Annotated in this window: 17 protein-coding genes; 12 read left to right on the forward strand and 5 right to left on the reverse strand. The window is 70.2% G+C overall.

Translation table 11 applies throughout. The features are described 5' to 3' along the window. Positions 1 to 40: 40 nt before the first annotated feature. The 3 genes from ABT004_RS25440 to ABT004_RS25450 all read right to left on the reverse strand — a co-directional run bounded on the left by ABT004_RS25440 (position 41) and on the right by ABT004_RS25450 (position 3596). Positions 41 to 1267, reverse strand: a complete 1227-nt coding sequence (locus tag ABT004_RS25440; protein ID WP_351341162.1) for a DUF5667 domain-containing protein — start codon at positions 1265 to 1267, stop codon at positions 41 to 43. 262 nt (positions 1268 to 1529) lie between these two features. After that, positions 1530 to 2354 carry an ECF subfamily RNA polymerase sigma factor, BldN family gene (locus tag ABT004_RS25445; RefSeq protein WP_351341164.1) on the reverse strand — a complete coding sequence of 275 codons (825 nt, stop codon included), beginning with the start codon at positions 2352 to 2354 and terminating at the stop codon, positions 1530 to 1532. A 303-nt stretch (positions 2355 to 2657) separates the two neighbouring features. After that, a complete protein-coding gene (locus ABT004_RS25450; RefSeq protein WP_351341219.1) occupies positions 2658 to 3596 on the reverse strand; it encodes an HAD family hydrolase in 939 nt (312 codons plus the stop codon). A gap of 157 nt (positions 3597 to 3753) precedes the next feature. Here ABT004_RS25450 and ABT004_RS25455 point away from each other — a divergent pair, with 157 nt between their 5' ends. The 6 genes from ABT004_RS25455 (at position 3754) to hemB (ending at position 10621) form a co-directional block, all read left to right on the forward strand. Beyond that, entirely contained in the window at positions 3754 to 4041 is a 288-nt protein-coding gene (locus tag ABT004_RS25455) for a glutaredoxin family protein (protein WP_451193672.1), read from the forward strand. A 341-nt stretch (positions 4042 to 4382) separates the two neighbouring features. Continuing rightward, the gene (locus tag ABT004_RS25460; protein ID WP_351341168.1) at positions 4383 to 5183 is read left to right on the forward strand and encodes a redox-sensing transcriptional repressor Rex; all 801 of its coding nucleotides are present in this window, start codon (positions 4383 to 4385) and stop codon (positions 5181 to 5183) included. Continuing rightward, on the forward strand, positions 5180 to 6817 hold the full coding sequence (locus tag ABT004_RS25465; protein ID WP_351341170.1) for a glutamyl-tRNA reductase: 1638 nt from the start codon (positions 5180 to 5182) through the stop codon (positions 6815 to 6817). The genes ABT004_RS25460 and ABT004_RS25465 overlap by 4 nt, the downstream gene beginning before the upstream one ends. Continuing rightward, the gene (gene hemC, locus ABT004_RS25470) at positions 6814 to 7776 is read left to right on the forward strand and encodes a hydroxymethylbilane synthase (protein ID WP_351341172.1); all 963 of its coding nucleotides are present in this window, start codon (positions 6814 to 6816) and stop codon (positions 7774 to 7776) included. Before ABT004_RS25465 ends, hemC begins: the two co-directional genes overlap by 4 nt. After that, the gene (locus tag ABT004_RS25475) at positions 7773 to 9452 is read left to right on the forward strand and encodes a bifunctional uroporphyrinogen-III C-methyltransferase/uroporphyrinogen-III synthase (RefSeq protein ID WP_351341174.1); all 1680 of its coding nucleotides are present in this window, start codon (positions 7773 to 7775) and stop codon (positions 9450 to 9452) included. The genes hemC and ABT004_RS25475 overlap by 4 nt, the downstream gene beginning before the upstream one ends. Positions 9453 to 9628: 176 nt before the next feature. Next, positions 9629 to 10621 (forward strand): porphobilinogen synthase, encoded by a 993-nt coding sequence (gene hemB, locus ABT004_RS25480; RefSeq protein WP_351341177.1) that lies wholly within the window; start codon positions 9629 to 9631, stop codon positions 10619 to 10621. A gap of 136 nt (positions 10622 to 10757) precedes the next feature. Here hemB and ABT004_RS25485 read toward each other — a convergent pair whose 3' ends face one another. Further along, positions 10758 to 10934 (reverse strand): hypothetical protein, encoded by a 177-nt coding sequence (locus ABT004_RS25485; RefSeq protein ID WP_351341179.1) that lies wholly within the window; start codon positions 10932 to 10934, stop codon positions 10758 to 10760. A 210-nt stretch (positions 10935 to 11144) separates the two neighbouring features. Continuing rightward, on the reverse strand, positions 11145 to 14126 hold the full coding sequence (afsR, locus tag ABT004_RS25490; RefSeq protein ID WP_351341181.1) for an SARP-family global regulator AfsR: 2982 nt from the start codon (positions 14124 to 14126) through the stop codon (positions 11145 to 11147). Positions 14127 to 14353: 227 nt separating this feature from the next. Here afsR and ABT004_RS25495 point away from each other — a divergent pair, with 227 nt between their 5' ends. The 6 genes from ABT004_RS25495 to ABT004_RS25520 all read left to right on the forward strand — a co-directional run bounded on the left by ABT004_RS25495 (position 14354) and on the right by ABT004_RS25520 (position 22791). Continuing rightward, positions 14354 to 15622, forward strand: a complete 1269-nt coding sequence (locus ABT004_RS25495) for an amidohydrolase family protein (protein WP_351341183.1) — start codon at positions 14354 to 14356, stop codon at positions 15620 to 15622. Positions 15623 to 16252: 630 nt separating this feature from the next. Beyond that, positions 16253 to 17188, forward strand: coding sequence for an LLM class F420-dependent oxidoreductase (locus tag ABT004_RS25500; protein ID WP_351341186.1), 936 nt, complete (start codon positions 16253 to 16255; stop codon positions 17186 to 17188). Positions 17189 to 17212: 24 nt separating this feature from the next. After that, on the forward strand, positions 17213 to 18001 hold the full coding sequence (locus ABT004_RS25505; RefSeq protein ID WP_351341188.1) for an SDR family NAD(P)-dependent oxidoreductase: 789 nt from the start codon (positions 17213 to 17215) through the stop codon (positions 17999 to 18001). Positions 18002 to 18122: 121 nt separating this feature from the next. Continuing rightward, positions 18123 to 19241 (forward strand): LLM class flavin-dependent oxidoreductase, encoded by a 1119-nt coding sequence (locus ABT004_RS25510; protein WP_351341190.1) that lies wholly within the window; start codon positions 18123 to 18125, stop codon positions 19239 to 19241. A gap of 353 nt (positions 19242 to 19594) precedes the next feature. Continuing rightward, complete coding sequence (locus ABT004_RS25515; RefSeq protein ID WP_351341221.1) at positions 19595 to 21334, forward strand: N-acyl-D-amino-acid deacylase family protein; 1740 nt, start codon at positions 19595 to 19597, stop codon at positions 21332 to 21334. Next, a complete protein-coding gene (locus ABT004_RS25520) occupies positions 21331 to 22791 on the forward strand; it encodes an aldehyde dehydrogenase family protein (RefSeq protein ID WP_351341193.1) in 1461 nt (486 codons plus the stop codon). The genes ABT004_RS25515 and ABT004_RS25520 overlap by 4 nt, the downstream gene beginning before the upstream one ends. Positions 22792 to 22890 lie beyond the last annotated feature (99 nt).

Raw genomic sequence — 22890 nt, forward strand, 5'->3', positions numbered from 1 at the left:
TGGACCGGTCCGGTCCCCGCCCCCCCCCTCCTCGTAGGTCCTACTTCGCGTCCTCGCCGTCGACGCCCAGGCCCGGCAGCAGGCCCGGGAGCAGCGGGGGCACCGTCACGTCCGGCTTCGGGGTACCCGAGCCCGTGTCGGAGCCCGGGCTGTCGTCCGAGGGGCTCGGGCTCGTCCGGTCCTTCGGCGGGTCGAGGAGGCCGCCCGTGTTCTCGCCGAGCAGGCCCTCCTCGTCCTTGCCGGAGTCGGACGTGGACGGCTTCGGCTTCGCCGACGTCTTGTCGTCCTTGGAGGCGGAGCCGGACGGGGTGGAGCTGCCGGTGTCCGGCGTCCCCGGCGACGTACCGTCCCGACCGGTGCCCGGGCGCGTCGAGCCGCCCTTCTCGTCCGGGGTCCGCGGCAGCAGGGAGCGCAGCGGGCCGACTTCCTCGTCTATGGCGTCGAAGACCGAACTGACCTGGTCCCGCACGTCACCGAGCTGGACCGGCAGACGGTCGCTCAGGGCCGTCCAGCTCTGCCTGTGCGCGTCGGAGAAGGTGGAGAGGGCCTGGATCGGGCCGAGGGCGCCGTCGCGCTTGTACGCGTCACTGAGCAGCCGGTGGCCCTCGGAGGCGTCGTACTGCACCCCGGAGAGCGCGCGCCTGACCTCGCCCACGGACTCGTGGTCGAGCTGTCCCGACCGGCCGCGCTCCATGAGCCGCCGCGCCTCGCTCAGCCGTGTCGACGCCTGGTCGAGGTAGGCCTGCCCCTTGTCGGAGTCGCTGTGCGCCATGCCGAGCTTGAGGTCCTCCATGCCGCGCTTGAGGCCGTAGAGGTGGTCGCCCGGCAGCGCGCCGGACGAGGCCGCGGCCACGCCGGTGAACGCGCCGGCGGCCACACCGACCGTGAGCCCGCCTGCCGCGATGCCCTTGGTCAGGCGGGAGCGGGGCCGCAGCTTCCGCAGTGGACTCGCCCTGTGGGCGCCCTTGCCCTGGCGCTGTTTCGGTACGGAGGTGGCCGCGCCGCCCTCCTGGACCATGGCCTCCATGGCGGCGACGAGCTGCGCCCGCTGCACCACTTTGACCTCGGGATCGAACTCCGGCTTCGGCAGCTCGCCGAGAGCCGCGGCCAGGGACAGCAGTCCGCCCTCCTGGGCCGTCGCCGCATCGCTGCGCCGGGCGGCCGGTTCTTCTTCCGGTCGCTGCGCCGCCGGGCCCTGGTCGGACTGGTCCTCCAGGGCCTGGGCGAAGGCGTTCGCCCGCCGGTGTGCCGATACGTTCGCGATCACTGGCGGCACCTCCTCTCAATCATGACGGTCGACTCCCCAGGGGGTCCTGGGGTTGCACCCCCGGTCACGGATACACACCAACGAGTGAGTGGATCCTGGTCGGGAGTGACCACAGGGAGCCTGCATCCCGCACAACGAGCGGCTCGGTACTTGGGTTACGCGCGAAAGATGATCCGAGCGCGATCCCATCTCTCTTTCACCGTAGGTGAGTTGGGGACTGCGGGCAGTAACGGCCCCAGGGATGAAGAAACGGCGCCCGGGTTCAGCGGGCGTCGTCCGGGAGAAGTCGCGCCAGGGTGCGTACGGCCCGGTACTGGAGGGTCTTGATCGCGCCCTCGTTCTTGCCCATCGCGCGAGCGGTCTCGGCGACGGACAGGCCCTGCAGGAAGCGCAGCGTGACGCACTCCTGCTGCTGTGGGTTGAGGCGGCGCACCGCGTCGAGCAGAGCCGCGTTGGAGAGGGACTCCAGGACGGAGTCCTCGGGGGAACGCTCCACCTCGTTCGCATCGAGCATTTCGCCGGTGGTCACTTCCAGGCGGAAGCGGCTCGACTTGAAGTGGTCCGCGACCAGGTTGCGCGCGATCGTGACCAGCCAGGCGCCGAAGTCGCGGCCCTGCCAGGTGAACGTGCCGATGCGGCGCAGCGCGCGCAGGAAGGTCTCACTGGTGAGGTCCTCCGCTGTCGCCTTCCCGCCGACGCGGTAATAGATGTAGCGGTAGACAGTGTCGCTGTACTGGTCGTAGAGCCGGCCGAACGCGTCGGCCTCGCCCCCCTGGGCGCGCTCGACCAGGTCCATCATGCGGGCACTGTCGCTGTCGGCCGCGGGACGGCGGGCCGTAGGTGTGGCCGACCTGGCGGCGGTCCCCGAGGCGCGGGCGGACCCGGAACGGGCCCGCCGGCCTACGGAGGCCGCGGTCGAATCGGCCATGGCGAAACATGGCGAGGCAGGGGCGGGCACGGGCGAGGCAGCCGCAGCGGCGAGGGCGGGGACGGCGTACGCGGTGGGGACGAAACCGCGCAAGCGGTCCACGACCGTCGCGTGCAGCGTTGCCAGGCCCGAGGCGTCAACCCCGACGTGTGGGTACACGGGACTCCCAGAGGCAGAGCTTCCATCACGTGCAGTGCGGGACCGTTCACCCGTCGTACTGACGCGTGGGTACCGGTTTGCGTCTGAGGAGAATAACGCTTCGTGCAGGGAGCGCTACACCCAGTTGCTCAAATCACCGGTTACGTCACTTCTGTAGTCGCTCGGCGACGATTCAAGTACCAGAGAGTGACCACTTGTTGATCGATTACGTTCAAATTCCGGCTCTGGTGGTGACGTGTTGTGGCCGAGTGGTACTTGCGTGACTGACGGGAGCCGGTCACGGGTAAGACGTTCGGAATGTCGTCAGCGACGGCGGCGGTGCAGCGCGATCGCCGCCGCCGTGCCGCCCGCGACCGCGCCGACGCCGGCCGCGGCGGGGAGTCCGACCTTCGCGGCCTTGCGGCCCGTGCGGTAGTCCCGCAGCCGCCAGTCACGCTCGCGCGCGTACTTGCGCAGCTTCGTGTCCGGGTTGATCGCGTACGGGTGCCCGACGAGCGAGAGCATCGGGATGTCGTTGTGCGAGTCGCTGTACGCGGCGCAGCGGCCCAGCTCCAGGCCCTCGCCGGAGGCGAGCGCGCGGACCGCCTCGGCCTTCGCGGGGCCGTGCAGGGGCTCGCCGACGAGCCGGCCGGTGTAGACGCCGCCGATGGACTCGGCGACCGTGCCGAGTGCGCCGGTCAGGCCGAGGCGGCGGGCGATGACCGTGGCGATCTCCACGGGCGCGGCGGTGACCAGCCAGACCTTCTGCCCGGCGTCCAGGTGGGCCTGGGCGAGGGCGCGGGTGCCGGGCCAGATGCGGTCGGCCAGGTACTCGTCGTAGATCTCCTCGCCGATGGTCATCAGCTCGGCGACGCGGTGGCCCTTCACGATGGACAGGGCGCTGTCGCGGGCGTCCTGCATGTGCTCGGGGTCCTCGACGCCCGCCAGCCTGAACCAGGCCTGCTGCCAGGCGAATCGCGTCAGCTCGCGGCGCTCGAAGAACTTTCGCTTGTAGAGGCCGCGGCCGAAGTGGAAGATCGCCGCGCCCTGCATCACGGTGTTGTCCAGGTCGAAGAAGGCGGCGGCCTTGTCGTCGCCCGCGACCGGGAACTCCGGTTCCTGGGGCCCCTCGTCGAGCTGCGGCGCCTGGTCCTCCAGCTCCTGGGAGGACTTGCGGGCGGCCTCGGCCGAAGCCTCGCCTGCCAGCACGCTCCGCGCGGTGGCGGAGCGCCTACGGGGGGTGAGCCATCCGAATCCAATCAGCGGCACGGAGTGCCTCCTACCGGGGTGGCGGTCGGGTGACGGGCGGGACATGTCGTGAGCATAGCGATGGTGTTCGGGGGTTCCGGAGTCGAGCGGGTTTCGGGAGCCTGTCCGTACGTGAATTCTCGGCGACGGGAGGGCCCCGCGTGGGGCGAGAATGGCCGGTATGAGTCCCATTTTTCGTACGCGCGAGAAGAAGGATCCGAGTGAGCGGACCGTCACGCTGATCGGGAAGCCCGGCTGTCATCTGTGCGACGACGCACAGTCGGTGATCGAGAAGGTGTGCGCCGAGGTCGGAGCGGCCTGGGAGAAGAAGGACATCACCGAGGACGAGGAGTTGTACCGCAAGTACTGGGAGCAGATCCCGGTCGTTCTCGTCGACGGTGCGCAGCACGACTTCTGGCGTGTTCAGGAGGATCGGTTGCGGCGCGCGCTCACGCGGTGACGGACCGCTTACGCGGAGCGGGAGCGGTCGACCGGGTCACTGACCGACCAGTCCAAGTGGTCCCAAAAGTCGCTTAGGATCGAGGGCGGTTTTGGTCTCGGGGGCGTGAATCTTGGCAACGTTGAGGAGAGTGTGCCGTTTTGGCCCCCACTGGTGAGCAACGAGGCCACCCGCGCGCCGGTTCCAGAGATGCGCGCGGGGCGTGCGTGAGCCCGGTCACGTTGGCCGGGCAAATCGGACACCATCTTTGTGCACGCGTTCACAAAGACATAGCCTGCATTCGACGGGGCGGTCGAGTAGCAGGGTGCCGCCCACAGCCCCGCTCTACCCGCAGGAGCACCGTGGCAACTGGCCGAACTCACCGACCGGCGACCCGCAGCCGAGGGATTCCCGAGGCCACCGTCGCCAGGCTTCCGCTGTACCTCCGAGCCCTCACCGCACTGTCGGAGCGCTCGGTGCCAACGGTCTCCTCCGAGGAGCTCGCGGCCGCCGCGGGGGTCAACTCCGCGAAGCTGCGCAAGGACTTCTCGTACCTCGGTTCGTACGGGACTCGTGGCGTGGGCTACGACGTCGAGTACCTCGTCTACCAGATCTCACGCGAGCTGGGCCTCACGCAGGACTGGCCGATCGTGATGGTCGGTATCGGCAACCTCGGTGCGGCGCTTGCCAATTACGGTGGTTTCGCCTCGCGCGGCTTCCGCGTCGCGGCGCTGCTCGACGCCGACCCGGCGATGACCGGCAAGTCCGTCGCGGGCATGGCCGTGCAGCACGCCGACGACCTCGAGAAGATCATCGACGAGAACGGTGTCTCCATCGGCGTCATCGCGACCCCGGCGGGCGCCGCGCAGCAGGTCTGCGACCGGCTCGTCGCCGCCGGTGTCACCTCCATTCTGAACTTCGCGCCGACGGTGCTCTCCGTTCCCGACGGCGTCGACGTGCGCAAGGTCGATCTCTCCATCGAGCTGCAGATCCTCGCCTTCCACGAGCAACGCAAGGCCGGCGAGGCGCCCGACGACGGCGCCGCCGAGGGCGCTGTGGGCGTCGAGGGCCCCGCCGCCAAGGTCACCAAGCCCGCCGCCGCGAAGCACAACGACGACCGCAAGGGACCCGACGGGGACGTGCCCGCCGTGATGCCGGCATGAGCCTCCTCGTGGTGGGTCTGAGCCACCGCAGCGCCCCCGTGAGCGTCCTGGAGCGCGCCGCGTTGAACGCGGACACCCAGGCCAAGCTGTTGCAGGACACGCTCGCCGCCGAACCGGTCGCCGAGGCCGCGGTGCTCGCCACCTGCAACCGCATCGAGCTGTACGCGGACGTGGACAAGTTCCACGCCGGTGTCGCCGAGCTGTCGACGCTGCTCGCTCAGCACAGCGGTGTCGGCCTCGAGGAGCTCACTCCGCATCTTTATGTGCACTACGAGGACCGGGCGGTGCACCACCTGTTCTCGGTGGCGTGCGGGCTCGACTCGATGGTGGTCGGCGAGGGCCAGATCCTCGGCCAGATCAAGGACACGCTCGCGCGTGCCCAGGAGCTGCACTCCGTGGGCAAGCTCCTCAACGACCTTTTCCAGCAGGCCCTGCGGGTGGGCAAGCGCGCCCACTCGGAGACCGGGATCGACGGCGCCGGGCAGTCGCTCGTCACCTTCGGCCTGGAGCAGCTCGCCGCCGGACAGCCGGTGGACGTCTGGGCGCGGGGCAGGCGCGCGCTCGTCATCGGCGCCGGTTCGATGTCCTCGCTCGCCGCGGCCACGCTCGCGCGGGCCGGGGTCGCCGAAGTCGTCGTCGCCAACCGGACGGTGGAGCGCGCCGACCGGCTCGTAGAGATCTTGGGAGAGGCGGGGACGACCGCCCGTGCCGTCGCGATGGACGCCGTCGCGGACGAACTGACACGTGCCGACGTCGCCATCTCCTGCACCGGCGCGACCGGGCTCGTGCTCACCGCCGACGCGGTACGTTCCGCCGTCGCGGGCCGCACGCCGACCGCGGGCAGCGAGGTGCCGGGCGCACCGGCCGCGGCCCCGGGCCGGTCCGCCGCGGACGGCGGCTCCGTCGAGACGGTGCGCGGTGGCTTCTCCGTCGAGGGCGAGGCCGCGGTCGCCGGATTCGACGCCGCCGCCCTCGAGCAGCACGGCGCCTGGGTCGACAACGCCCCGGGCGAGCAGGTCCGCCCCGTCGAGGCCTCGGAGGCCGAGACCATCGCCGCGCTCGCCGTCGCGGGACGGGTGCCGGAGATGCGCCGCGAGCGCACCCCCGGGCCCGTACGACAGACGGCGCTGGCCCTCCTCGACCTGGCGATGCCGCGCGATGTCGACGCGGCCGCGCACCGGATCGACGGGGTCCGCCTCGTCGACATCGAATCGCTCGCCGACGCCTCCGCGGACGCCCCGATGGCCGCCGACGTCGACCTGGTGCGGTCCATCGTGGCCGACGAGGTCGCCGCGTTCGGCGCCGCGCAGCGGGCCGCGCACATCACGCCGACCGTCGTCGCGCTGCGCACGATGGCCGCGGACGTGGTGGCGAGCGAGATCGCGCGGCTCGACGGCAGGCTCCCGGGCCTCGACGAGAAGCAGCGCGCGGAGATCACCCAGACCGTGCGGCGCGTGGTGGACAAGCTGCTGCACGCGCCGACCGTACGGGTCAAGCAGCTTGCCGCCGAGCCCGGCGGCGCCGGGTACGCGGACGCCCTGCGGACCCTGTTCGACCTGGACCAGGAGACGGTCGCCGCCGTTTCCCGGGCCACCCCCCACGAAGCAGAAGGCAAGAATCGAGGCCCGGCATGACCGCCGAGAAAGCCCTGAGGCTGGGCACCAGGCGCAGCAAGCTGGCCATGGCCCAGTCCGGGCATGTGGCCGAAGCCGTACGTCAGTTGACCGGCCGCGAGGTCGAGTTGGTGGAGATCACCACGTACGGCGACACCTCCCGCGAGCACCTCGCGCAGATCGGCGGCACCGGAGTCTTCGTCACCGCGCTGCGCGACGCGCTCGCCCGGGGCGAGGTGGACTTCGCGGTGCACTCCCTCAAGGATCTGCCGACCGCGCAGCCCGAGGAGCTGGCCCTCGCCGCCGTACCGGTGCGCGAGGACCCGCGGGACGTGCTGATCGCGCGCGACGGACTGAAGTTCACGGATCTTCCCGCGGGTGCCCGCGTGGGTACCGGTTCGCCGCGCCGCATGGCGCAGCTGAACGGGTACGCGCGCAGCCACGGCATACGGATCGAGACCGTGCCGATCCGTGGGAACATCGACACCCGGATCGGTTTCGTCGAGAAGGGCGAGCTGGACGCGGTGGTCCTCGCGGCCGCGGGTCTCAGCCGCACCGGTCGCAGTGAGGAAGTCACCGAGTTCCTCCCGACCGACATGATTCTGCCCGCCCCCGGCCAGGGGGCACTGGCTGTCGAGTGTGCCGCTGGAAACAGCGAACTCGTGGCCACGCTCGCCGAGATGGACGACCCGTTCACACGGGCCGCCGTGACCGCCGAGCGATCCCTGCTCGCCGCCCTGGAGGCCGGATGCAGCGCACCCGTGGGTGCACTGGCCGACCTTCTGGTCGACGGGCAGATTGTCAAAGAAATGCGCCTGCGCGGCGTCGTCGGCTCGACCGACGGCTCCGAGCTGGTGCAGCTGTCCACCACCGGTCCCGTGCCCTCGTCCACCGACGAGGCGCTGGCACTCGGGCGGGAACTCGCCGCCGAGATGCTGGCCAAGGGTGCGGCCGGTCTGATGGGGGAGCGAGCACGATGAGCCCCACCACCGCTGTATCGACCGCCTGCGCACCTGGGCACGTCACCTTCCTGGGTGCGGGTCCCGGAGATCCGGGACTGCTCACCCTCAGGGCCGTGGAGGCCCTGTCCCGAGCGGATGTGCTGATCGCCGAGCCCGAAGTGCTCGACGTCGTGCGGACGCATGCCAAGGCCGGCGTGACCGTCCTCGACGCCACGGGCGCCCCGGAGCGTGCGGCGACCACTGACGGCCCGTCAACTGCCGTTGTGGTCCCGGCTCTGCGGGACTGGGCCAATCTTGTCATGGAGGCCGCGAGGGGCGGCAAGCGGGTCGTGCGTGCGGTCGCCGGGGACCCCGGCCTCGACACGTGCGCGGCCGAGGAGATGCTCGCCTGCGCGGGCGCCGACATCACCTTCGAGGTCGTGCCGGGCATCGCGACGGCCGTGGGCGTGCCCGCGTACGCCGGTGTGCCGCTCCGTGACCAGCAGGGTGCCGACGTCCGCTTCGTCGACGCCCGCACCGCCTCCGAGCGCTGCTGGACCGAGGTCGGCGCGTCCGACGGCACGGTCGTCGTGTCGACGACGCTCGACGCGGTGGGCTCCGCCGCCGGTGAGCTGGTCGCGGCCGGCCGCAAGCCGGACACCCCGCTGTCCGTCACGGTCGCCGGTACGACGACGCGGCAGAAGACCTGGACGGCGACGCTCGGCACGATCGCGCAGACCCTGAAGCAGGCCAAGGTGCTGCCGTCGCCCGAGGGCAACCGGCCCGTCATAGCCGTGGTCGGTGAGCGCAGTGCCGCCGCCCAGCGCGACCAGCTGTCCTGGTTCGAGTCGAAGCCGCTGTTCGGCTGGCGCGTGCTCGTCCCCAGGACGAAGGAGCAGGCGGCCTCGCTCTCCGACCAGCTTCGTTCCTACGGCGCCGTGCCGCACGAGGTGCCGACCATCGCGGTCGAGCCGCCGCGCACGCCGCAGCAGATGGAGCGCGCGGTGAAGGGGCTCGTCACCGGTCGTTACGAGTGGATCGCCTTTACGTCCGTGAACGCCGTGAAGGCCGTTCGCGAGAAGTTCGAGGAGTACGGGCTCGATGCCCGCGCCTTCGCCGGGATCAAGGTCGCGGCAGTGGGCGACCAGACGGCGCAGGCTCTCATCGCCTTCGGCGTGAAGCCGGACCTGGTGCCGAGCGGCGAGCAGTCGGCCGCGGGTCTCCTGGAGGACTGGCCGCCGTACGACCCGGTCTTCGACCCGATCGACCGCGTCTTCCTGCCGCGCGCCGACATCGCGACCGAGACCCTCGTCGCCGGGCTCATCGAGCTGGGTTGGGAGGTCGACGACGTCACGGCGTACCGGACGGTGCGCGCGTCGCCGCCGCCGGCGGAGACGCGTGAGGCGATCAAGGGCGGCGGCTTCGACGCGGTGCTCTTCACCTCGTCGTCGACGGTGCGGAACCTGGTCGGCATCGCGGGTAAGCCGCACAACGTGACGGTGATCGCGTGTATTGGTCCGGCGACGGCGAAGACGGCCGAGGAGCACGGGCTGCGGGTCGATGTGATGGCTCCGGAGCCGTCGGTGTTGAAGTTGGCGGCGGCGCTTGCGGACTTTGGTGCGAAGAGGCGGGCCGCCGCGATCGAGGCCGGGGACCCGGTCACTCGGCCGAGCGAGCGGCGGCCGGGGTCGCGGCGGCGGCGCGCGGCTCCGTAGCGGACGAATGTCCTGCGGGACGGGCCTCCTCAATCGCCGGAGGGGCTGGAATTTGTTCTGCCGGACGGGCCTGCTCAATCGCCGCAGGGGCTATAAGTAGCCCCGGCTAAATCGCCGCAGGGGCTATAAATGGCCCCTGCGGCAGTGGTGTTGCATGTAGTACGAGGAGAATTGCAGTGACTCGGTACGGTTCTTTTCCTGGTTCGAGGCCGCGGCGGCTGCGGACGAATTCCACCATGCGGCGCATGGTCGCCGAGACGCGGTTGCATCCGGCCGACCTGATCCTCCCCGCGTTCGTGCGCGAGGGGATCGACGCCCCGGTGGAGATCGGTTCCATGCCGGGCGTGTACCAGCACACCCGTGACTCGCTGAAGAAGGCCGCGGCCGAGGCCGCCGCGGCGGGCGTCTCCGGGATCATGCTGTTCGGCGTGCCGCTGGACGAGAAGAAGGACGGCCGGGGCACGGTCGGCACGGACCCCGACGGCATCCTCCAGGTCGCGCTGCGCGACGTGCGTGCCGAGGTCGGCGACGACCTGATGGTCATGTCGGACCTGTGCCTGGACGAGTTCACGGACCACGGCCACTGCGGCGTCCTCGACGAGCAGGGCCGGATCGACAACGACGCGACGCTCGAGCGGTACGCGGAGATGGCGCAGGTCCAGGCGGACGCGGGCGCCCACATCGTCGGCCCCAGCGGCATGATGGACGGTCAGATCGGCGTCGTGCGCGACGCGTTGGACCAGATCGGCCGCGAGGACGTCGCCGTGCTCGCCTACTCGGTGAAGTACTCCTCCGCCTTCTACGGCCCGTTCCGCGAGGCCGTCGGATCCTCGCTCCAGGGCGACCGCAAGACGTACCAGCAGGACTCGGCCAACGTCCGGGACTCCCTGCGGGAGTTGGCGCTCGACCTCGAAGAGGGCGCCGACATGGTGATGGTGAAGCCGGCCGGTCCCTACCTCGACATCCTGGCCCGGGTTGCCGAGGAGTCCGACGTGCCGGTGGCGGCGTACCAGATCAGCGGCGAGTACGCGATGATCGAGGCGGCGGCGCAGCGCGGCTGGATCGACCGGGACCCGGCGATCATGGAGTCGCTGCTCGGCATCAAGCGGGCCGGCGCGAGCATGATCCTCACGTACTGGGCCACGGAAGTGGCGCGCAAGCTGGACTGATGTTTCCGGCGCGTCGTGGTTGCGGGGCTCTGCCCCGGACCCCGCGCCTCAAACGCCGGCGGGGCTTGATCACACACCTCGGCCGCGGCGGTTCCCCCTCCGCTCCGCCGCGGCCGATCCCCGTCGGGAAAGTGGTCTAGCTCGGCTCGGACGTCACGTGGGTGTTGTCCGGCTTGACCTCGCCGCCGTCCGCGTCGACAGCGGCCGGCTTGCTGGTCACGTGAGTGTTGAGCGGCTGGATCTCCTCGCCGTCCTCGCCACCCGTGACGTGGGTGTTGTTCGGCTCGACGACCGGGTCTTGTTCTGTGCTCATCGTGGTGCCTCCCCTGTGAACGTGCTGGACTGGACTGGGACGGAGCCAACCGGCCGCTCCCCCGTGGGCGGCCGGTTGGCCCTTCCGGTGGTCCGTCTGCCCCCCGACGCGACGGCCCGGCAACATGGAGACTGCACCCTCGCGATAAACGAACGATGAACGTCCCGGGGGACCGCCCCGAAGGGACGTCGCGGCCGAGATCGTCACTCGCTACGACGCCGTGGCGGGCGTCAGGAGCGACCGTACGTCAGCGGCCTCCGGTGAGCCCAACTCCTCGTAGATCGTCAGGGCTTCGCGCCAGCAGACCTCGGCGCGGCCCGGTTGGCCTATGCCGTCGAGGGCCTTGCCCAGCACGGTGAGGACATTGCCGCGGCGCCATGCACCGCCGATGTCGCGCAACATCGTCAGCGCCGTCTCGGCGTTGCTCGCGGCGCGCGCAGGCCGGCGGGCCTTCAGGTCCACCTCGGCCAGCCGGCACAGGGTCATGCCCTCCCAGAGCCGCTGACGGCTGTTGCGGAAGATGGCGAGCGCCTGGTCCAACTGCTCGGTGGCGTCCGTGTGTTGGCCGGTGCTGCCCAGCGCGAGCCCCAGTGCGTAGCGGCCGTTCGCGACCCGGAGGGAGTGGCCGAGGCGCTCGTATATCTCGGTGCCCTGGCGGGCGAGGGTGACCGCGGAGTCAGCTCGTCCCGTGGCCAGGTGGATCCGGGACAGGTTGCAGAGCGGGCTGGCCGAGCCGGACAGGTCCTCGCATGCCCGGAACTCGTCGATGGCCCGGTTGAAGTGGACCTCGGCGTCCTGGTGGCGGCTCTGGTAGAAGGCGATGTTCCCGAGGATGTTGGCCGACCAGCAGCGGGCCGGCGGGTCGTCGTGGGTCTCGGCGAGGCGCAGCGCGCGGCGCGCCTCCTGTTCGGACCGCTCGAAGGCCCCCGAGAAGAGCCGTGCGTTGCTCAGGACCACGCAGGCCCTGCCTTCGCCGCGGACGTCGGACATCTCCTGGGCGGCCCCGTGCAACAGCGCGGCGGTCGCCTCGTACTCCTTCGAGTTCGCTCCGGACTCGGCGAGGTCGACCGCGGCCCACAGGAGGTCGATTCCCCTGAGCAGCGCTCCCTTGCCGGTCGCCTGCCGGGCACAGGAAAGCAGCGGAACGGCTTCGGAGTAGAGCCAGTCCCGGGCCGCCTGCCGGTCCTCGAAGGAGAGGCCGGGGTGGGCGGTCGGCGTGAGGTGATCCACCAGCCGGTCTCCGGGCCGCTCGATCGCGTAGACGCCCGCCGCCGTCGCCAGGTAGAAGTCCAGCAGGCGTGACATCGCCTCGTCCCGCTCCTCCCCGGTCTCGTCCCGCTCCGCGCACGCACGCGCGTAGAGCCGGACCAGATCGTGGTAGCGGTAGCGGCCCGGAGCGGCGGATTCGAGGAGGGACGTGTCGACGAGGGACTCCAGGACGTCCTCCGTCGACTCGATGCCGAGGTCGAGGACCGCGGAGGCCGCCGCCAGGGAGATGTCGGGGCCGTCCGCGAGGCCGAGGAGGCGGAAGGCGCGGGACTGGGCGGGTTCCAGCTGGCCGTAGCCGAGTTCGAAGGTGGCCTTGACCGCCAGGTCGCCGGCCTGGAGTTCGTCGAGGCGGCGGCGCTCGTCCGCGAGCTTCGCGGCGAGGACCGAGACCGTCCACGTGCGGCGGGCCGCGAGGCGGGAGGCCGCGATACGGATCGCCAGGGGGAGGAAGCCGCAGGCCGCGACGGTGTCGAGGGCCGCCTTCCGCTCGGACGTCACCCGTTCCTCACCGACGATGCGGGTGAACAGGAGCAGCGCCTCGTCGGGCGACATGACGTCCAGGTCCACCAGGTGCGCGCCGACCAGGTCGACCATCCGCACCCGCCCCGTGATCAGCGCGGCGCACCCCGCTGTCCCCGGCAGCAGCGGCCTGACCTGCGCCGCGTCCCGCGCGTTGTCGAGGAGGACCAGGGTCCTGCGGCCGTCGAGGGTCGAGCGGAACAGGGCCGAGCGCTCGTCCAGGGCCTCGGGTACCGCCGAGTCCGAGACGCCGAGGGCGCGCAGGAAGGAGCCGAGGACCGTCTCGGGCTCGGCGGGGTGCGGGCTGGTGCCCTGGAGGTCCACGTAGAGCTGGCCGTCGGGGAAGGCGGCGCGCGCCGCGTGTGCCACGTGCACGGCGAGGGTGGTCTTGCCGACGCCGCCGATGCCCGCCACCGCCGAGACCGCCATCACCGAGCCGGTGCCCGATTCGGAGGACGCGGCGGCGAGCGTTTCGCTCAGTTCGGTCACGAAGGACGCGCGGCCCGTGAAGTCCGGGACCGTGGCCGGGAGTTGGGCCGGGTGTTGTGGTGTCTGCGAGGGCTCGGGCGGCCGGACAGAGGGTTCCGACAGGGCCGGGTCCGCCTGGAGGATGCGCTGCTGGAGCTCCGAGAGGCCGGGGCGCGGGTCCACGCCGAGCTCGTCGGCGAGGAGGCGGCGGGTGTCCGCGTAGACGGCGAGGGCCTCCGCCTGCCGGCCCGAGCGGTAGAGCGCGAGCATCAGCAGTTCGCGCAGGCGCTCGCGGAGCGGGTGGTCGGCGGTCAGGGCGGTGAGCGCCGAGACCGCCTCGGCGTGGCAGCCCTGCTCCAGGTCCATGTCGAGGCGGGCCTCCAGGAGTTGGAGTCGCCATTCCTCAAGGCGGGCCCGCTCCGTCTCGGCGTGCGGTCCGGGTACGTGGGCCAGCGGCTCGCCGTCCCAGAGGTCGAGCGCCTCGTTCATCAGCGTCCGCGCCCGGCACAGGTCGGCGGAGTGCCGGGCCCGCTCGGCCTGCGCCGCGAGGTCCTCGGCGGCCACCAGGTCGAGGGCGTCGGGCCGCGCCATGCGCAGCGCGTAGCCGCCCGCCTCGGTCTCCAGGACGCCGGGGCCGAGGATCTTGCGCAGCCGCGAGGCGTACGTGCGGATCGCGGCCAGCGCCTGCGACGGGGGCTCCTCGCCCCATACGGAGTCGATGAGTTCGGCCGCCGTCGCCGTGCGGCCCTGGCGCAGGAGGAGGGCGGCGAGGAGGGCGCGCTGCTGCGGGGAGCCGGTGGCGAGGGGCTCCGCGCCGCGCCAGGACCGGACCGGGCCGAGCACGCTGAAGCGCAGGTCGGCGCCGACGGCCGCGTCCGAGGGGTCCTCGGGCGCGGCGGCGCGCCGCTGCTCCGGAACCCGCGGTCCACCGACCATCTTCACTGCTCCTGCCGCCATGTCCGCATACGTCATTCTGTCGCGCCGTCCAACCGGCGCGCCGGTGTCGCGCGCACATCAAAGACAACTGCCGTCAGTTTGCCTTGTTCCTGGCGGATACGTCAGCCATGGAAGGCACCCATCACAGAGACCTCACGCGTGAACCATCGGGAACCACTGCGCCCGCACTAGCTGACGGGTCGTCAGATCGGCGCTACCGTGGGCCCATGGAGACCACGGAGACAGAAAGCACCCGAAACGCCCAAACTCCCCTGGAATCGGTCGACTTCCCGCAGATCATCTCCGTCGACGACCACACCGTGGAGCCGCCCAACGTCTGGTCCGACCGGCTGCCGAAGAAGTTCCGCGACACCGGGCCCCGGATCGTCCGGGCCCCTCTGAAGGAAATGACCTTCCTCGGGGGGAAGTTCGCGCCCGTCATGGGGAACCCCGGCGACGAAGGACCCATCGGCGACTGGTGGGTCTACGAGGACCTGCACCGGCCGCTGACCCGGCTCGACACCGCGGTGGGCTACGACAGGGACGAGATCAAGCTGGAAGTCATCACGTACGAGCAGATGCGGCCGGGGTCGTTCGACGTGCCCGCCCGGCTCGCCGACATGGACGTCAACCACGTCCAGTCCGCCCTCTGCTTCCCCACGTTCCCGCGCTTTTGTGGGCAGACGTTCACGGAGGCCAAGGACCGGGAGCTCGGGCTGCTCGGCGTCCGGGCGTACAACGACTGGATGGTGGAGGAGTGGTGCGGCCCCGAGGCGCAGGGGCGGCTCATACCGCTGACCCTCGTACCGCTGTGGGACCCGGAGTTGGCGGCGGCGGAGGTGCGGCGCAATGCCGCGCGCGGGGTGCGGGCGGTCGCGTTCTCGGAGATTCCGCCGCATCTCGGGCTTCCGTCCATCCACACGGACGACTGGGACCCGTTCCTCGCGGCGTGCGCCGAGACCGGGACGGTCATCGCGATGCACATCGGGTCCAGCAGCAAGATGCCGTCGACGTCACCGGACGCGCCGCCGGCCGTCGGGTCGACCATCACCTTCGCCAACTGCTGTTTCTCGATGGTCGACTGGCTGATGAGCGGCAAGTTCGAGCGCTTCCCGAACCTGAAGATCATGTACGCGGAGGGGCAGATCGGCTGGATCCCGTACATCCTCGAGCGGGCGGATGTGGTCTGGGAGGAGAACCGGGGCTGGGGCGGCGTCGCCGACAAGGTGCGCAAGCCGCCGTCCGAGTACTTCGCCGACCACGTCTTCGGCTGCTTCTTCGACGACGCGTTCGGGCTGAAGAATCTCGATTCCATCGGGGTCGGGAATGTGTTGTACGAGACGGACTACCCGCACTCCGATTCGACCTGGCCCAAGTCGAAGGAGGTCGGTGAGGCGCAGATGGGGCATCTGGCGGGGGATGTGGTGGATCGGCTGGTGCGGGGCAATGCGATTGAGTTGTTGGGGTTGGGGGCGGATGGGTGCTGGAGGCCCTGATCGGGCGGCCGGGTGCCGGGGTTGCGGTCACGGGGCCCTGCCCCGGGCCCCGTGGGCTCTCGTCCGAAGTGCGGGCTTGAGGTGGGGCGGGGCTTGAAAGGCCGGGGCTCTGCCCCGGGCCCCGCGCCTCAATCGTCGGCGGGGCTTGAGGTTGGGCTCCGCCCCGGGTCCCGCGGGCTCTCGTCCGAAGGGTGCGGCTTGAAAGGCCGGGGCTCTGCCCCGGGCCCCGCGCCTCAATCGTCGGCGGGGCCTGAAGTGGGGCTCCGACCCGAGCCCCGCGGGCTGCGGGGCTTGAAAGGCCTGCTCAATCGCCGCAGGGGCTTGAGGGTGGCTCGGTTCTGGGCCTGAAGTGTTGGCGGGGCTTGGAGGTTTGCCAAGTCGCCGCAGGGGTTCATGGGTCGGCCCCGCAGTCTCGATGGCTCCAGCCCCGGCGCCGGTGGGGAAAATTCAGCCTCGCCGGCGTTTGAGGCGCGGGGTCCGGGGCGGAGCCCCGAGGCGTGGGGGCGGGGGCCCCGCAGCAGCCCGAGACCGGGCAGTGCCACCCCTTGCCTGACGGAGCGTCAGACGTGAGGATGTTGCGCGTCAGCCAGATGTGACGGCCCGTCAGGAAATCTACCGGCAGGGGTGCTCATGGCTTTGCTCGCCTACGGAATGCAACTCCCGGTCCAATCCCAGAGCACCGTCTACGCCGAACCCTGGGAGGCGGGCGCCGGTGTGGAGGATCTCGCCGAGATCGCCCGCACCGCCGACCGGGGCGGCTTCGACTATGTGGCCTGCTGCGACCACGTCGCCATCCCGCGGCGCCTCGCCGACGCCATGTCGACGACCTGGTACGACCCCGTCGCCACGCTCGCGTACCTCGCCGGCATCACCGAGCGCGTACGGCTGCTGAGTCATGTCGCGATCGTCGGGCTCCGGCACCCCCTCGCCGCCGCCAAGCAGTACGCGACCCTCGACCACCTCAGTGGCGGGCGGCTCGTCCTGGGCGTCGGGGCCGGGCACGTACAGGAGGAGTTCGAGGCGCTCGGCGTCGATTTCGCGAAGCGCGGCGCTGTGCTCGACGAGAGTGTGGACGCGTTGAAGGCGGCGCTGGGGCAGGATGAATTCCCTGTTCATAAAGGGGAGTTGTACTCCTTTGAAGGGCTCGGGCAGCGGCCCAGGCCCGCCCAGCGGCGCGTACCCATCTGGGTCGGCGGCTCCTCCGCCCCCGCCGTGCGCCGCGCCGCGCTCAAGGGCGACGGCTGGCTGCCGCAGGGTGACCCGAGGGGCCGGCTTCCGGCGCAGATCGAGAAGCTGCGGCGGCTGCGCGCCGAGGCCGGGGTCGAGGCGCCGCTGACCGTGGGCGCCATCACCGAGCCGTTGTACGTGGGTGCGCCGGCCTGGGACGTCGGGCGGCGCACCCTGACGGGCGGCGGCGAGGCGATCGCCGAGTCGCTGCGGGCGTACGCCGCGATGGGCGTGCAGCAGATCCAGATCCGGTTCCGCAGCCGGTCGCGCGAAGAACTCACCGATCAGATGGCGGCCTTCGCCGTCGAAGCAGCTCCGCACCTGAACGACCTCAACTGACCGACTAGGCAAGGGGTTTGACGCATGGGCAAGCTCGATGGGCGTGTCGTCCTCATCACCGGTGCGGCGCGCGGACAGGGAGAGCAGGAGGCGCGGCTCTTCGCGTCGGAGGGCGCGAAGATCGTCGTCGCCGACGTGCTCGACGATCAGGGCGAGGCCGTCGCCAAGGACCTCGGCAACGGCAACGCGATCTACGTCCACCTGGACGTGAGCAAGGAGGAGGACTGGGTCGCCGCCGTCGGCTCCGCGAAGGCTGCCTTCGGGAAGATCGACGGGCTCGTCAACAACGCGGGGATTCTGCGGTTCAACGAGCTGGTCTCGACGCCTTTGGATGAGTTTCAGCAGGTCATCCAGGTCAACCAGGTGGGGGCGTTCCTCGGGATCAAGACCGTCGCGCCAGAGATCGGCGCCGCCGGCGGCGGGTCCATTGTCAACACTTCCTCGTACACGGGCGTGACGGGCATGGCGTACGTCGGCGCGTACACCGCCACCAAGCACGCCATCGTGGGGCTCACGCGGGTCGCCGCGCTCGAGCTGGCCGCGCAGAAGATCCGGGTCAACGCCGTCTGCCCCGGCGCCATCGACACCGCCATGAGCAACCCGTCCCAGCTCGACCCGGAGGCGAACTCCGAGGAGGGGGCCCAGGCGGTCGACGAGCTGTACCGCAAACTCGTGCCGCTCGGCCGCGTCGGGAAGCCGGAGGAGGTCGCGCGGCTCGCGCTCTTCCTCAGCGCGGAGGAGGACTCGGCGTACATCACCGGGCAGCCGTTCGTCGTGGACGGGGGGTGGCTCGCGGGGGTCAGTGTGTTGTGATCCCCGGCCTGTCGACTGCACCTGACGGTGCGTCAGGTATTGACGGTCGGCGAACGCAGTGGAACAGTCGTTTCATCCAATCTGACGATGCGTCAGAAACTGACGAGGACGGTGAACCTCCTTGGAATTCGGGCTCTTTGTACAGGGATACCTGGGCAAGAAGGCGCTGACGGATCCGACCGCCGAGCACCGCGCGCTCATGAACGAGACCGAGTACGTCATCCAGGCGGACAAGTCCGGCTTCAAGTACGCCTGGGCGTCCGAGCACCACTTCCTGGAGGAGTACTCGCACCTTTCCGCGAACGACGTCTTCCTCGGGTATCTCGCGCATGCGACCGACCGGATTCATCTGGGGTCCGGGATCTTCAACCCGCTGGCGCCGGTCAACCACCCGGTGAAGGTTGCCGAGAAGGTCGCCATGCTCGACCACCTGAGTGAGGGGCGGTTCGAGTTCGGCAGTGGGCGAGGCGCGGGATCGCACGAGATTCTTGGGTTCATGCCGGGGGTCACCGACATGAACTACACCAAGGAGATCTGGGAAGAGACCATCCGCGAGTTCCCGAAGATGTGGCTCCAGGACGAGTACGTCGGGTTCAAGGGCAAGCACTGGGAGCTGCCGCCCCGCAAGATCCTGCCCAAGCCGTACGGGAAGTCGCACCCCGGCATGTGGTACGCGGCCGGGTCCCCGCCGTCGTATGCGATGGCGGCGAAGAAGGGGCTGGGGGTGCTGGGGTTCTCCGTGCAGAAGGTCTCCGACATGGAGTGGGTGCTTGAGCAGTACAAGACCGCGATTCAGGACCCGGATCCTGTCGGGGACTTCGTGAACGACAACGTCATGGTGACGTCGACCGCGATTTGTGCGGAGACGCACGAGAAGGCGGTGCAGATCGCCGTCAGCGGTGGGCTCAACTACCTGCAGTCGCTGCTGTTCCGGTACCACGACACGTTTCCGCGGCCGGAGGGGATTCCGGAGTGGCCGGAGCTGCTTCCGGACTACTCGGAGGAGATCATCGAGCTGCTCATCGCCGAGGAGTTGATGATCTGTGGGGATCCGGATGAGGTGTTGCAGCAGTGCAAGAGGTGGGAGCAGGCGGGGGCGGATCAGTTGTCGTTCGGGTTGCCCATCGGGATTTCGCATGAGGACACGCTGAATTCGATCAAGTTGATCGGGGAGCATGTGATTCCGAAGATCGATACGGATCCGGTGCATCGGACGACCAGGTTCCGGTCGGCCGCGTAGTCCTCTCGGACCGGCCCCGGTTTCCCCTCCCGGACGGAGACCGGGGTCCTTGGCCGTGCCGGGGTTGCGGTCGCGGGGCTCTGCCCCGGGCCCCGCGCCTCAATCGCCGGCGGGGCTTGAAAGATCGGGGCTCTGCCCCGGGCCCCGCTGCTCAATCGCCGCAGGGGCTTGAAAGGCTCGACCGCCGCACGGGCTTGAAAGGCCTGCTCAATCGCCGCACGGGCTTGAAAGGTCTGCTCAATCGCCGCACGGGCTTGAAAGGTCTGCTCAATCGCCGCACGGGCTTGAAAGGCCTGCTCAATCGCCGCAAGGGCTTGATTGTCGGCTTGATCGTTGGAGGGAGACGAACTCGTATGCTCGACCATCTCATCAAGGGTGCCACCGTTGTCGACGGGACCGGTGGGGCCGCCTTCGTGGCTGATGTCGGGATTCGGGACGGGCGGATTGCCGTTGTCGCCGAAGTCGGGAAGGTCGGCGAGGAGGCTCGGAGCAGTGAGGATGCTTCGGGGCTCGTGCTCGCGCCCGGGTTCGTCGATCCGCACACGCACTACGACGCCCAGTTGTTCTGGGATCCGTATGCCACGCCCTCGCTCAATCACGGCGTGACCACCGTCGCCGGAGGCAACTGTGGGTTCACGCTCGCCCCGTTGAACCCGGCGCAGCCCGGTGACGCCGACTACACCCGGCGGATGATGTCCAGGGTGGAGGGGATGTCGCTGGTCGCCCTGGAGGAAGGGGCGCCGTGGACGTGGAATTCGTTCGGGGAGTATCTGGGGGCCCTTGACGGGCGGATCGCCGTCAATGCCGGTTTCATGGTGGGGCATTGCGCGCTGCGGCGGTACGTGATGGGGGCGGATGCTGTCGGTGGGCAGCCGACGCCCGAGCAACTCGACCGGATGGTTGGGCTGTTGAAGGACGCGATGGAGGCCGGGGCCTGGGGGCTTTCCACTACTCAGTCGTCCTCGCACTCGGATGGGGACGGCGAGCCCGTCGCCTCCCGGCATGCGAAGCCCGCTGAGCTGATCGCGCTCAGCAACGCGGTCGGTGAGCACGAGGGGACGCAGATCGAGGCCATCGTCGCCGGGTGTCTCGATCAGTTCAGTGATGATGAGATTGAGTTGTTCGTGGAGATGAGCGCTGCCGCGGGGCGGCCGCTCAACTGGAACGTGCTCACCATCGACGCCTCCGTGCCCGAGCGCGTGCCGCGGCAGTTGGAGGCGAGTGAGCGGGCCCGGAAGTCGGGTGGGCGGATCGTCGCGTTGACGATGCCGATCCTGACGCCGATGAACATGAGCCTCGGGACGTTCTGCGCGCTCAATCTGATACCCGGGTGGGGCGAGGTGCTCGCGCTGCCTGTTGAGGAACGTATCGCCAAGTTGCGTGACCCCGAGGTGCGGGGCGAGATGCTGCGCCGCGCCGACAGCAAGGAGGCCGGCGTCTTCCGGCGGCTCGCGAACTTCGGGCGCTATGTCATCGGTGACACGTACTCCGAGGCCAATGAGGGGCTGTCGGGGAGGGTCGTGAAGGACATTGCCGCTGAGCGGGGGCAGGAGCCGTTCGAGTGTCTCGTCGAGATCTGTGCCAATGACGGGTTGCGGACCGTGCTGTGGCCCATGCCGACCGATAACGACCCGGACTCCTGGGCGCTGCGGGCCGAGACCTGGAACCACGAGGACGTCATGCTCGGCGGGTCCGACGCGGGCGCGCACCTGGACCGGATGTGCGGTGCGCCGTACACGACCCGGTTCATCGGGGACTGTCTGCGGGGGCGGAAGCTGCTCGGCCTGGAGGAGGCCGTCAAGATGCTGACCGATGATCCGGCGCAGTTGTTCGGGCTTCGGGAGCGGGGGCGGATTCAGGAGGGCTTCCACGCCGACCTGGTGCTGTTCGACCCCGAGACCATCGATGCCGGGAAAGCCACTCTCGTGCACGATCTGCCCGGCGACAGCCCGCGCCTCGACTCGAAGGCGATCGGCATAACTGCCGTGTGGGTCAATGGAGTTGAGGCCATGCGTGGGGATGTCGTGAGCGGCGTGGTACCCGGCAAGGTGCTGCGGTCGGGCGCCGACACCCGGACGGTGAGTACCAAGTGAGCGAAGGGCAAAGGCTGTTCGTCGGGGGTGAGTGGGTCGAGCCCGAGGGCGGGCATTATGACGTGGTCGATCCGGCGAGTGAGGCCGTCGTCGGGCACGCTCCCGAGGCCTCGCGGCAGCAGGTGCACGACGCCGCGCGCGCGGCCCGCGATGCCTTCGAGCCCTGGTCGCGTACGAAGCCGGAGGAGCGGGCCGCGATCCTCCACCGGGCCGCCGACCTCATGCAACGGGACTTCGCCGGCAACGCCGAGCTGGCCCAGGAGGAGAGCGGGGCGACGACCGGGACCGCGCGCGGCATGCAGGTCGGTGTCGGCGTCGCGCGGTTCCGGCGGTACGCGAAGGGGGCGCTGGAACCGGTCGAGGAGGCGATGGCGCCGCAGATCAACGAGGCCGGGCCGATGGGCAAGGCGGGCGTGACGGGCGCGCTCGCCGTGCGGCAGCCGGTCGGCGTCGTCACCTGCATCACCTCATACAACAACCCGTGGGCCAACCCGGCCGGCAAGGTCGCCCCCGCGCTCGCCATGGGCAACACCGTGCTCGTGAAGCCCGCGCCGCAGGATCCGCTGTCCGTGTTCCGGATGGCGGCGGCGTTGGAGGAGGCGGGAGTTCCGGCCGGTGTCGTGAACGTCGTGAGCGGGACCGAGGTCGGCGTCGGCGAGGCCGCGGTCGATTCGCCCGACGTCGACATGGTCAGCTTCACCGGCTCCACCGCCGTCGGGCAGCGCATCGGCGAGGTGTGCGGACGGTCCATGAAGCGGCAGTTGATGGAGCTGGGCGGCAAGGGCGCCGCGGTCGTCCTCGACGACGCGGACCTGGACTCGGCGGTGGCCGGCATCGGCACCACGTACGCCTTCTACAGCGGGCAGATCTGCACGGCCCCGACGCGGGCGATCGTGCACCGGTCCGTGTACGACGAGTTCGTCGCCAAGCTCACCGCGTACATCGGCTACATGAAGGTCGGCGACCCGCGCGCGAAGGGGACCGTCGTCGGGCCCGTCATCTCGGCAGCGCACCGGGAACGGATCGAGTCGTACGTCGAGTTGGGGCGGAAGGAGGGCGCGACGGTCGTCGCGGGCGGCGAGCGCCCCGCGTTCGAGAACGGCTTCTACATATCGCCCACCCTGCTCGCCGACTGCACCAACGACATGCGGGTGGTGCGCGAGGAGATCTTCGGGCCCGTCGTCGCCGTGGTCCCCTTCGACGGCGACGAGGACGAGGCGATCGCCCTCGCGAACGACTCCGACTACGGCCTCATCGACTACGTGTGGTCGGGCGATGTCGCACGGGCCTTCCGGGTCGCGCGGCGGCTGCGGGCCGGTGGCGTCGGCGTGAACACGATCGGCCGGAACATGGAGGCGCCGTTCGGCGGCTTCAAGAAGAGCGGGGTGGGCCGGGACGTCGGCTCGTACGCCCTGCACGCGTACAGCGAGTGGCAGTCGATCGTGTGGCCGGGCTAGCTGGGCAGGCCGCAGGAGGAGGGTATCTGTCGCCTCACGGAACCCACGGGCCCCTTTAGTGCGTCTTTACAACAAGCAGGTCAGCCTGCACAGTTGCAG

Source organism: Streptomyces sp. NPDC002790, from assembly GCF_040295505.1.
In the GTDB taxonomy this organism is placed as follows: Bacteria; Actinomycetota; Actinomycetes; order Streptomycetales; family Streptomycetaceae; genus Streptomyces.